Origin of the sequence: Sporomusa sp. GT1, assembly GCF_014634905.1 — a bacterium.
Classification (GTDB): Bacteria; Bacillota; Negativicutes; order Sporomusales; family Sporomusaceae; genus Sporomusa; species Sporomusa sphaeroides.
In genome coordinates, this window is record NZ_BMBX01000017.1 from 61,070 (window position 1) to 73,155 (window position 12,086).

Annotated in this window: 10 protein-coding genes; 6 read left to right on the forward strand and 4 right to left on the reverse strand. The window is 49.7% G+C overall.

The features are described from left to right. The first annotated feature begins 20 nt into the window (after positions 1-20). From GT1_RS16620 to GT1_RS16630, 3 genes are all read left to right on the forward strand, one after another. On the forward strand, positions 21-1,028 hold the full coding sequence (locus tag GT1_RS16620; protein WP_188399650.1) for a zinc-dependent alcohol dehydrogenase family protein: 1,008 nt from the start codon (positions 21-23) through the stop codon (positions 1,026-1,028). Between the two features lie 176 nt (positions 1,029-1,204). Beyond that, on the forward strand, positions 1,205-1,549 hold the full coding sequence (locus tag GT1_RS16625) for a L,D-transpeptidase (RefSeq protein WP_223226318.1): 345 nt from the start codon (positions 1,205-1,207) through the stop codon (positions 1,547-1,549). Between the two features lie 613 nt (positions 1,550-2,162). Continuing rightward, the gene (locus tag GT1_RS16630; RefSeq protein WP_188399651.1) at positions 2,163-2,669 is read left to right on the forward strand and encodes a CBO0543 family protein; all 507 of its coding nucleotides are present in this window, start codon (positions 2,163-2,165) and stop codon (positions 2,667-2,669) included. A gap of 144 nt (positions 2,670-2,813) precedes the next feature. Here the strand turns inward: GT1_RS16630 and GT1_RS16635 are convergent, their stop codons facing one another. Next, entirely contained in the window at positions 2,814-3,821 is a 1,008-nt protein-coding gene (locus GT1_RS16635) for a DUF3231 family protein (RefSeq protein ID WP_188399652.1), read from the reverse strand. A 201-nt stretch (positions 3,822-4,022) separates the two neighbouring features. On the opposite strand from GT1_RS16635, the gene GT1_RS16640 reads away from it, so the two are divergent. From GT1_RS16640 to GT1_RS16650, 3 genes are all read left to right on the forward strand, one after another. Beyond that, positions 4,023-4,595 (forward strand): TetR/AcrR family transcriptional regulator, encoded by a 573-nt coding sequence (locus tag GT1_RS16640; protein WP_223226319.1) that lies wholly within the window; start codon positions 4,023-4,025, stop codon positions 4,593-4,595. A 185-nt stretch (positions 4,596-4,780) separates the two neighbouring features. Further along, positions 4,781-6,100: a lipase family protein gene (locus GT1_RS16645; protein WP_223226320.1), complete on the forward strand. Its 1,320-nt coding sequence runs from the start codon at positions 4,781-4,783 to the stop codon at positions 6,098-6,100. Positions 6,101-6,252: 152 nt separating this feature from the next. Continuing rightward, positions 6,253-8,649: a glycogen/starch/alpha-glucan phosphorylase gene (locus GT1_RS16650; RefSeq protein ID WP_188399654.1), complete on the forward strand. Its 2,397-nt coding sequence runs from the start codon at positions 6,253-6,255 to the stop codon at positions 8,647-8,649. Between the two features lie 379 nt (positions 8,650-9,028). On the opposite strand, the gene GT1_RS16655 is transcribed toward GT1_RS16650, so the two are convergent. Genes GT1_RS16655 through GT1_RS16665 form a run of 3 tightly spaced genes read right to left on the reverse strand, consistent with a single transcriptional unit; the run spans position 9,029 to position 11,870 of the window. Further along, complete coding sequence (locus tag GT1_RS16655; protein WP_188399655.1) at positions 9,029-11,062, reverse strand: AAA family ATPase; 2,034 nt, start codon at positions 11,060-11,062, stop codon at positions 9,029-9,031. A gap of 8 nt (positions 11,063-11,070) precedes the next feature. Beyond that, positions 11,071-11,529, reverse strand: a complete 459-nt coding sequence (locus tag GT1_RS16660) for a DUF6530 family protein (protein WP_188399656.1) — start codon at positions 11,527-11,529, stop codon at positions 11,071-11,073. Next, positions 11,526-11,870, reverse strand: coding sequence for a GIY-YIG nuclease family protein (locus GT1_RS16665; protein ID WP_188399657.1), 345 nt, complete (start codon positions 11,868-11,870; stop codon positions 11,526-11,528). Before GT1_RS16665 ends, GT1_RS16660 begins: the two co-directional genes overlap by 4 nt. Positions 11,871-12,086 lie beyond the last annotated feature (216 nt).

Genomic DNA, 12,086 nt, shown 5'->3' on the forward strand with positions numbered 1-12,086 from the left:
AAGCATTGGAGGTGTTTTAAATGAAAGCAATGATAATTCGTAAGTATGGCGGTCCGGAAGTATTTGAAGTCGCAGAGGTAGACAAGCCAGAACCAATCCCGGGGCATGTAGTATTGAAGGTAGCTGCTAGTAGTATTAACCCGTTAGAAACGAAAATTCGCTCAGGTTTGGCTGCTGCTATCGGACCTCAATTACCCGCTATTCTTAATGCGGATGTTTCAGGTGAGATTGTAGCTGTTGGTGAAGCAGCAGGTCAATGGAAAGTTGGTGAGCAAGTATTCGGCTGTACTGGTGGAGTTGGAAATTTACAAGGAGCCTTGGCTGAATTTATGCTAGCAGATGCTAATTTAATTGCGAAAAAACCCACTTGCATTGATCACTACACGGCAGCATTATTTCCGTTAGTCACTATAACTGCCTGGGAAGGAATTATGGAAAAATCCCTGGCGAAACCAGGAGAAAAATTATTGATACATGGTGCTGCCGGAGGAGTTGGACATATAGCTGTACAATTAGCAAAGCAACAAGGTGCTATTGTTTATGGTACGGTTTTAAATCAAGAGCAAGCCGATGTAGCAAAAGCTTTTGGTGCGGACCATGTTATTTTTTCTAATACTGAGTCTGTTGAAAACTATGTAGAGAAATATACAGACGGTAGAGGATTTGATGCGATATTCGATCCAGTAGGGGGAAATAATTTAACTAACAGTTTCAAAGCAGCAAAATTAAAGGGTGTAATCTGCACTACTAACGCCAGAGCCACTCTGGATATTGGACCGATGCATGCGAAATCCCTGACTTTACATGCTCTATTGATGACCGTACCTATGCTTTTCAATATTGAGCGTGAGCGACATGGCAGGATACTGGACCATATAAGTAATTTAATCGAACAGGGAAAATTGCGTATCAAGAGAGATAAACAACAGTTTACTTTTGAAGAGATTACTAAGGCTCATGAGTATTTGGAAGCCGGTAAGGCTATCGGAAAAATATCATTGGTAAACTCGTTTAATCCTCTCTCTTAAATCAACGATAAAGCAAGTAATATTGCGGATGCTCTAAAGGTAGATGTCGCTGCATTTTTTAATCCCATCGATATAGCAATCCGGGGCAGAATTCTTTTCCCCCTCATTGATCCAAATAGCCACCATTGGTGAAACATCATAATATTATATATATAATATTATGTTTGAGGAGGATAATGATGAAAAAACAAATCATTGTAAATCTGACTGCCCACCGGGCCGGCTATCTAGAAGACAACAAATTGATCAAAGAGTATTATATCGGCAGCGGCAGGCCGGAAACACCTACTCCGCCAGGCAGCTACGAAGTCATTGAAAAAATTCGTTATGAAAAGCAAGGCGAATTTGATTTTGGTTCTCGCAGGCTGGTTTTGTCAACGGATAAATCCTGTTTGCACGGGTCATGGAACGGACCGGTAGAGGGATATGTCTCCGGTGGCTGCATTAGAATGTATAATCAAGATATTGAGGAATTATTTGAAAAGGTGGAAATCGGTACACCGGTAATTATGATACAGTAATGTCAAGCAACCAGCGGTAAGCGGCTGTTCCCAATGCCTAGCGTGAAACTTTCTTATACAAAGAGGCTACTGTCATCACGGCAGCCTCTTTGTATTTGTATAAGAGTGAGGCGACTGGCTTCACTGTTGCCCTTCCAACTCCGGTGCTCAGCAGCATACAACGCAGCACACTTCCATCCGCTACCATCGGCCCACACAGGCTCCGTATCTTTCGGTACATTTTCGGTTTTGCTAGGCCCTACAAACTAAACATGCCACCTTTGCCAGACTCTGCTATAAGGTGAGAAAGTGACACGCCACATTGCTTTTCCGGATGTCCGATCCCAGGGCGAAGCAAGGGTATACAGGATTGCTGTACGAAAATAATTAGCACAAAGTCCTTTTCTCGTCCGGAATAAAAGTCCCTGTACCTTCACAACCTTAAAACGGGAGAATTATGACGACTATTTCCCGTAACACAGCAGAGGCATGAGGTATACCGGCCATATGCCGTTTGACGACAACACAGGGTTACGGACAATAGACCGCTTGTATTCACCAGGATTAGAGTGCTTCAAGGAACCGGCTTTACCCGGAAGCCTAAGCGTCGTTGCCGACGCAGGAAGGGTGTATCATGAGCATTAGCGTAGAAATGTTTATTTCCCTGGCCGCAGCAGTGATCACTTTGTTGTTGCTGATCTTTGCGGTCGACTGGCGGTATTTCCGGGACTGGGTGGTGGTGTATCTGTTTAAAAGCCTGCTGGACTTTGTTGTCAGCAGTCCGACCGTGGAACTCCGTCTGCTCGAATATCCCGACCGGCTGCTGCCAAACTTGTACGATACCAGCCTGCTGTTTGAATTGTGGGTGTTTCCGGTGCTGTGCATCCTCTACAATCAAATAACACGGGATAAAGGGCTGAGCGTCATCCTGGGTTATGCCCTGCTATTCAGCGCCGGCATCACCGTAATCGAGTATTTTTTGGAGCTTCATACCAACTTGATTCGCTATATTCAGTGGAGCTGGCTGACCACCTATGTCACGTTATCCATCACTTTTTTACTTTCCCGGGGTTTTATCGCTTTTTATCGCCGGGGCTGTGACAAAGCAATGGGAGTTCTGGAAAAAGAAAAAGCTCCCTGATTGCAGGGAGCTTCAGGCTGTAATCGCCTAGCTTCGTTGCTCCTCAGAGCTCGTTTTTGAACAGCCTGGACTTTGTCTACAAGCTGAGGCACCGCAATTCGGTACCTTTTCTTCTTGCCATGTTTTTGATTTAGATAGATTTTTCTACCTTGATAATGCTAGTTCCTTGCGGTCTACCGCCTGAGGCGGCTTTTCCATCCATTCCTTCTCAATGGACAATTGTGCGGCGTCTTCGACATACTGGCCAATTTCCAGCATGAGTCGCGAATACATCGTGATGATGTCCATTCGCATACTCATTGACATCGAAACGCCATAGTTACCTAGTCCGGCTGCTTGCAGCATCGTCGAGTGGTAAAGCATTAGCCTGTCGGAAAAAGGAGGGACTGTGGAACCTGTCACGTCTGAAACCATGTTCATCGGAGCCGGAAGGTCTTCCTTTATCAGCATAGAACTGAGGACTTCCATATGCTTGTGAGCTATCTGTTTGCCGCGCAGCAGTGAATCGCGGATGTCAGGGTCTTTCGCTACTTGACTGAACCCCATGAGCAGTGCCTTTCCCAACATATTCGACTGGGCATTGACAAAGATGTGGTCTATTTCCATGGCGAGTAGTGGACGCTGTTTGCCGAAAAGACTCCCCATAAAGTCGCTGGCATGAACTATTTCTTTTCGCTCGGGGGTTGGGATGTACGGTGACCTGACGTAAAGCCCTTTCGACAATTGCACGCTGGTTGCCTTCTCATCCAATTCAGCCGAGGTACGGATGCATTCATGAAGAAAATTCCTTACGTCTTGCCGCGCTGAACTGGTTAGGGCCAGCCCATATCTTTGCAACCCGATTCGCCCCATGTTTCGGAGGTAGGAAAGAAAGAACGGGTCTGAAAACAGTCTTGGCGCAGCTAGCTCAACATCCTCAGATGTGAAACCATTGGGAACTGGCACGTTTTCGCTACCAAGCATTTCAGTAATTTTCGTCAGGTGATCTTGTGAAAGCCCCCTGGCGTATTCCACAACTGGACTGATTTCCCGGTCCTCCACCTGATGGGAAAAGAGTGTCAATACCTGTAGCACCATACTGTCACTCATGTATTGGAACCACAGTGTTCCTATTTCGGCCGCTGTCAGCTTGCTATCGTACTCTTGCTTCATCAATCTTCCTCCTGGACAATGCTTTTTCCCCTACCTAGTATTACCGTTAGGCAAAAAAAAAATATCTTGCTTCGATAAGATCCATCTAGCAGACAGGCAAAGCATGTAAACGATTATTGACAAAGAAAAAAAAGTGGAATAATATAACATTATAAAACCAGCAGTACTAATTTTGTCAAATTAGTACTAAACAAAACCGAGGTGTTTTTTTTGCGTGACCGTATTTTGATGGCAGCTATTGAAGAAATAAATTACCATGGCGTCCGTTTTACCATGAATGATCTTGCCAAACGGCTGAGTGTCAGTAAAACATCCATATATGAACACTTTTCTTCGAAAAGCGAGCTGATTCACAGTATTTTAATATCAGTAACTCAAGATATTCAGCAGCAGGAACAAGCGATCTGTAATAACGCCGCATTGACTTTTGCCGAAAAGATAGCAGCCATACTTAAAGTTGCGCCAACAATGTTGGGATCTATTAACAATTTTCGGCTGAAAGACGACCTCCAGCTCTATTATCCCAACGAATTTCAGATCACCCAAAAATTTAATGAGGAACGCCAAGAGCGCTTTTTATCCCTGATTGTTCAGGGTATCGAAACCAAAGCGCTCCGGCCGATCAATACCAAAGTACTTCGCCAAATCATTGCCAGCACTCTCGATGATTTATTCTCTTACCGGTTTCTCTCTGAAAGCAATATGACCATCCCGGATGCCTTGACCGCCATGTCAGATATTCTAGTCAACGGATTACTGCCCAAAAAAGAATAAGTGGACTTCGTTAAAATCGCGGGCTCACACGCGATTTTAATATACCTCCTTCGACCGTCAGTACCCAGAAAGAAATTTCGGTACTAAATCCTTTATTCTCCAGCTTGAATTGATTAGCTGCCTTAAAGGTTCTTTAAAACATCCAGGTAACCATCCAGTCGCCCAAAACGAAAGCGGGGTGATATTTGTTGAAACGCTTCCTGCTGGTATGGCTGACCGCCGGGTTGCTGCTATGTATACCAATCATCAGCTTAGCCGGTCCCCAGGAAGACTACGAGGAGGCTTACAAGCTGTATCTGACTGCCGGCGCCAGCGCAGCCGCCTATAGCGGGCGCCTGGGCGAACTGGCCAACCGCTATCTGGAGCAGGACGGCTGGCAAATCGATCATTATCGGCAGGCTCAAGGCCGTACCGGCGCCCGCTACCTGGTGGCCCGGAAAGCCGGTGTTCCATTTTACCTTGTCGCCATTGTCGGCACAGAAAATAAACGGGACATAAAAACCGACTTGAAAGTCAGCAAAGTCTATTTCGCTGGCAGTAATCCCGCCGAATTCGCCGCCAATGCCGCCAAAAAGAATATTCCCAACACTGAACCCAAGGTTCACCAGGGCTTCGACGAGTTTGTCCAAGCCGGTCCGTCGGCCGTCTTACGTAATCCCCGGCAGGTCAGTCTTTCCCTTCCCGATCTGCTCCACGCCGACCAAACCCGCAAGCTGCTCCTGACCGGCCACAGTCTCGGCGGTGCCGCTGCCACGTTGGCTGGGGCAAGACTGCTAAGCTCGGGAGTCAGCCCGGACCAGTTGGAAGTCATTACCTTCGGCGCTCCCGCCGTCGGCAATGCGGCTTTTGCCGCCAAATACGAACCCAGCCTGCCCCTCACCCGGATTGTTCATACTGGCGACCGGATTACCGGCGTTCTGCAAACTCTGGTCGGCGGTTACCGGCAGTTTGGCCGGGAAATAAAATGGAAACCTGGCGCTACTGTGCGCGATGCCCACCAATTAACCGGTTATATCGATTCGGCTCTGAAAAATTATTATGATAAACGTCGCCTTGCTGTAGAAGCTGGCATACAGCTGCCTGCTCAGCCTGCAAAAAAGCAGACAGATCATAAGCAGCGCGTCTACATTCTGCCGCTGGCCAACCAGTTGCCGGCAAATTTGGCCGCTGAATTTTGGTATATGCAGGAAGCATTACAGGATGTATACCAGAATACTCTTGCGGAGTATGTCGCTGCAAATACCCGGACGGAAGATTGGCAGCAGGCAGCCCTTGCCGCCGGCTGCCGCTGGGCCATTGTATCCGAAGTAAGTGCCAGCCTCGTTAAAGAACAAAAAAACACCTATTACATCACCGTGCATCAGACTATCTATGACACGCAAACCGGCGCTGTCGCCAGTACCGCCGTTTTTTCTACCGGCACTTACAGTCTGACTCCGTTGGAGGCCTTTGTTCATGCTTTCCGGGGAATTAGCGACCAGCTGAACAGTGTTATGGCCCAATAACCCCCGAAGTGTTACCTGCTTACTCTTACTGCTTAAAGCGCCATGAAGTCCGACCATAGCTGGCATTGTTCGGTGGACGGCTATCTGACCGTCTGCCGCCTGCAAGCATAGGGAGTAAAAGAATTTGCGCATTTCTAAGGGAGGCGAGTTAATTGTTAACCAAAGAACACTGCAAGACGGCCCTTCAGGAACGGTTGTTGGCACTGGCGGGCACAAGCCTGGATGAAGCCTCGACCTCGGACAAATACGCCGCACTGGCCAGCCTGGTCCGCGACTACATCGGCCAGCGCTGGGTGGACACCACCCGCCGCTACGACGACCAACGGCAAAAGCAGGTGTACTATTTCTCCATGGAATTTTTACCGGGGCGCCTGCTGGACACCAATCTCTCTAATCTCGGCATCCGCGATGTCTGGCGGGAAGCCCTGGCCGAACTCGACATCGACTACACCGAACTATTGAGCGCCGAACACGACGCCGGCCTCGGCAACGGCGGCCTGGGGCGGCTGGCCGCCTGCTTTCTCGATTCCCTGGCAGCACTCGGCCTGCCCGGCCACGGCTGCGGCATCCGCTATACCTACGGCCTGTTTGAGCAGGCCATTGTCGACGGCGTTCAGGTGGAAAAACCGGATTCCTGGCTGAAAGACCTCAATATCTGGGAGTACCGCAAAGCCGGCAAAGCCGTTTTGGTAGAGTTTGCCCCGCCCCTGGGGATTGTCAAAGCCGTCCCCTATGACATCCCCGTCATTGGCTTTGACAACCGGACCGTCAATACCTTACGGTTATGGAGCGCCGAAGTGCGGGACGAATTCAGCGTTAATTATTCCAGCTTAGGCCCTGAGGATTACCGCAAATTGCTGGAATACAAGAACAAAGTGGAAGCTATTTCGCAAATCCTCTATCCGGACGACCGCTATGAGGAAGGACGCCAGTTGCGTCTCGTCCAGGAGTATTTCCTGGTGTCGGCCGGACTTAAAAGCATTATCCGCCATATCAAGCGCAAGCAGGGCTCGGATCTAAGGCGCCTGGCCGACCAGATCGCCGTGCACATCAATGACACCCATCCGGCTTTGGCCATCCCCGAACTGATGCGCATTCTCATGGATGAAGAAGGCCTGGGCTGGGACGAGGCCTGGGACATTACCATTCATACCATTTCCTATACCAATCACACCGTCCTGCCGGAAGCTTTGGAAAAATGGCCGGTCGGTCAACTGCAAAGCCTGCTGCCCCGCATCTATGAAATTATCCACGAGATCAACGAACGGTTCTGCGCCGAGCTGTGGCAACGCTACCCCGGCGACTGGGACCGCATTGCCGCCATGGCCGTCATCGCCGACGGCTTCGTCAAGATGGCCCACCTGGCTGTAGCTGGTAGCTACAGCGTCAACGGCGTGGCCGCACTGCACAGCGATATCCTCAAAAACGATCTATTGAACCTGTTTTATCAGCATGCGCCGCAAAAATTCAATAACAAAACCAACGGCATTACCCACCGCCGCTGGCTGCTCACCGCCAATCCCGGCTTGGCCGGCTTAATCACCGGCACCATCGGTCCCGCCTGGCTGCACCGGCCGGATCACTTGACAGAGTTACTGCCTTTTGCGACAAGTACCACTTTCCAGCAAAAACTGGCAGCCGTGAAACAGGACCGGAAGGAGGCCCTGGCCAAATTTATCTTTGACAGGTATCACCTTGCCCTTGACACCCATTCTCTTTTCGACATCCAGATCAAACGCATTCATGCCTACAAACGCCAGCTCCTCAACGCGCTCCGGATTATGGATCTCTACCGCTTGTTAAAGGATAACCCCCAACTTGACATCCTGCCCCGTACCTTTATCTTCGCCGGCAAAGCGGCGCCTGGCTACTACCTGGCAAAAAAAGTAATTCAGCTGATTGTCACCCTAGCCAAACAAATCAACAGCGATACCGCCATTCAGGATAAGCTTAAAGTTATATTTCTGGAAAACTATAATGTGTCGCTGGCGGAACTGATTATTCCCGCCGCCGATATCAGCGAGCAGATTTCCACCGCCGGCAAGGAAGCCTCCGGCACCGGCAACATGAAATTCATGATGAACGGCGCGGTTACCGTCGGCACTTTAGACGGCGCCAATGTGGAAATCCGCGAAGCCGTAGGTGATGAAAACATCGTCATCTTCGGCCTCACCGCCGAGGAGGTGGCGGCCTGCTATCAAACGGGCCGGTGCAATCCCTTGACCGTCTATAACCAGAACGAACGGATACGGCATTGTGTGAATCAACTGATCGACGGGAGTCTGCCTGTCATTGGCGATGAATTCAAACCGCTGTACGACTATTTACTGCATCCGGGCGGCGCTTTTCTGGAACTGCAGGATTTTGCCGCCTATCTGGAAGCCCAGGAACGGCTGGACCGCCTGTTCCGCAACGACCGCGCCCGCTGGCAGGTGGCAACCACAAATATCGCTCACTCCGGCCGGTTCTCTAGTGACCGCACTGTTACGGAATATGCTGATGATATCTGGCACATCCGGCCGTCTGAGTCTCCTGCTAGCCTGATCTAAGCGATATTTCCCTGTTTAATCGGCAACCGTTCAGTTTCCCTCCCTGCTATATTCAGTTAACCACCATAATGATTGACATACCTTTTGATATAACGTAACCAAGCAGAAAGCGGGATGGTGCCAATACAGCACTATCCCGCTTTTCTTTCAGTATTTTATGATTATAACCCAGCCGGAAGCAAGGGGACGGGGAAGCAAGGGGACGGACGGGGAAGCAAGGGGACGTACGTTTTGCTTCGCAAAATACAATAAAACAAGGAAGCAAAAAGAATTGTCCCTATGCTTCCTGCGTTTTTTGAGCAGTCTCTTTTCAAAAATAAACGGCGGCTTGAATTATTTCAAACCGCCGTTAGGCTGATTGTTACCTGTCTTGCCAATATCACAGGTATCTGGCGATAATTTGCACCAACCGGGCGGGAAGCAGTTTAAGCTCAGTGATATCCAATGTGTTTTCTTTCCCGTAAATATCACTGATTACCTCTTTGTCCTGGCCGATAGCGGCAGCAAGAAAAAGGATGCCCTTGCGGCGATATTCCTGCAAAGTCTGCTTCATATCGGCGACTGCCAGGTCGCCTGTATAATCTGGCATGGCTTTGGGTTGTCCGTCGCTGATGCTGATAAACAGCTTGGTTTGCTGGGCTGCTTGCAGCAAGCGATCGGCGATGATCCGCAATGCCATGCCGTCACGGTTATTGCTCCTGCCTTGAATGCCCATCAAAGAATATTTTTCATCTGGGTCTTTACTGGCAAAATCCACGTAGGAGTAGAGCGACATCTGCTCGATACGGGAGCGATCGGCGGTATCGCCATAGATCAGCACAGGAATGCCGCAGCCGGTGCAAAATTCATACAAAGCAATTGCCGCCTGCCGTGCCGCTTCCAGCCGGCCAAATGCAGTCATGGAAGCCGACTCGTCAATCCGAAGCGCCACGGCAAGAGTCGGATTTTCTGCCGGCGGGCGCTTACGGGCAAAATAGCGAAAGTCCTGGGCCGCGACTCTATCGGCACAAAACGTTGTGCCATATAACTGTCCCCGCGCAAATTCACTGGTGGTTTCATGCTCCAGCAGGGGCATGGTTTTTTGCACCAGTTCCCGGATGACAGGCATCAATACAGAAGCCTGCTGCAGGTATTCCGCCCTGTTTTCCCCTGTGGCTTCCGGACGGTGGACAATCAGCTTTACTTGTTGATGCAAACTGCCCTTGACACTTTCTCTGGCTTGTTGATTTAACTGTTTGCGGAATGCCTGCTTTTGCTGTTCCGTAGGGTGTTCCAGCGCCATTTCGTGATACATGGGAGCTCCATCGTCGCCGTTATCGCTGCTTTGCGTTTCGATCGCGCTGTCAGAGGCTTGATCTGAATGCCCCTCGCTGTCGGTGGATTTGCGTAAACGTACAGCATTTTGATCCCCAGGTCGCTCTTCACCCGCAAAGTATTTGCCGTCGTCGGCAAGGTGCAATTCCATCACAGCGGAATTTTGGCTTTCGCACCTGTGTGTTTCTGCCTGTTCCAGCTGTTTCATAAGACCCTTCGCGGTAAGAGCTTGCTCTAAAATAGTGATCTCTTCCGGCTCGGTTGTGATTTTATAAATCACCTTGTGATACATGGAAGCCCGGAGGGCAGCGCCGTTTGCAACCGCGTCCGCCCAGAACAAATAGGAACGCATACCGGCCACGCCCTTTATGGCGTTCGCTTTGGCTGTTGCATCCAGCGTGATAATAGTATCTGCCAGCAGGGACAGCACCGCTTCATCGCCATAGCCGGTTTTCGCGGCGGCTCGCTCCATCATGACCGCCTTGGGCGGCAAATCCATTTTTTCGCTGTGCTGGACCCTGTCCCGCAGAGCCTCATTCAGCGGGCGCCAGCCATTGTATCCCCGGTTGGTGGTGATGACAACAATAAAGTCCGGGTGCCGATGGACAATGCGGGTGGGAAGGTTGATGCTGCCGTCCGGCTCCAGCGCAGAGTTCAGCGCCATCAGCACCGCGGCGTCACGAATAACGGTAGGCTCCTGTATTTCCAGCAGCCAGCCGTTTTCGTAAGCGCGGACAATTTCCGATGGATAGAACTGATAGCGTACTTCCTTTGCGTCATGGCCATCCTCTGATAAGACTGGCAGGATAGAGCCAAGCACATCCGATTTATCCATATCCGCAAAGCAAGTGATCTTGGTGTAGGGTAGGCCAAAGTCAGCCGAGAGCGCCTTTGCCAGCTGCGTCTTGCCTGACCCGGCATCCCCCTCCAATAAAATGTTGGTAATCCGCATTTCTCCCCGCTGCCAGTTCCGCTTCACTTCAGCGCAAATCCGGCGTTCTGCTTCACTCTCGATATGCGACGGCGTTTTTTTCCAGACAAGCATTTTCTCCGCCTCTGTCAACTGTCTGTGCGGAGACAGAAGCCATTGATTTTCCATGTCTAATGCTACTCCATTTCCTGCAAAATCCGGGTGAGCACACGCAGGCGCTCACCGTTTATTTCGCCCAAATCGTTAAGCGCCTGGGAAAAAGTCTGAATAGCCTCGTTAATATTCGGATTATCCGTACAGACAGCCACCGGCATAACGCCGCCCTGTACACCGATACGCTCTACCGTGGGCTTGTCCGGATCATATAACAGCGGCAGCCGGTAGGCTTCCCGGAAATACAATAAGGTACGGCTGAGAAAAATCATCAGATCAAGTATTTGATGAATGGGTAATTCCATATGAATTTCCGGCTGGCCGTCAGCGTTTGCTTTCCAGATTTGCGCGGCAATCTGCATCTTTTTATTTTCTTCCAGCAGGGGCGCACCCAGAGTCAATCTTTTAATGTCAGACCGGTAGGCGCTTCTGCCGTCAATGCGGTCATAGCCGTCCACCGTCATGACAATGTTTTCATTCATCGCCAAATCCTCCTTGCTCCTTTATCTGCCGCCAGACACTGTTCGCATAATGCTTCCAGCTCGTCTGTATGATCCGCGGCGGGGTCTTCATATTTCAAAACCTTTAATACTGAAAATTCAAAACTTTTTTCACCGTATTGGTTCCAAAGCTCTTGCAGACGTTTATTCGGATGCCAGCTGGTCGCCAGTTTACAACGAGTGCTGTTGAAATCCGTCTTGGTATCTTTAGAAATGCCCAGGAAGGCTTCTCCAGTCATAATACAACGAACTGAAATTATACCCATTTCGGGTTTTCTGTTTTTATACTCCTCAAGGAGTTGTTTCTTTCTTGCTGTATCCATTTCATTCACCTCACTTTCTCATTGTAGGAGCAAACCATACTTTCCGCAATCCACGCTCCGTAGACAGAAAGTGATTACGCTATTATTTTCAAAAGCACTCTCATCATTCATTGTTAACTCCGGACAAAAAAGAGCAAAATGAATATTCCGGGGCGAAAAACCATCCTGTCCGGATGGTTGGTTCCAACCATTCCGGACGATGGTTCCAATGGCTCC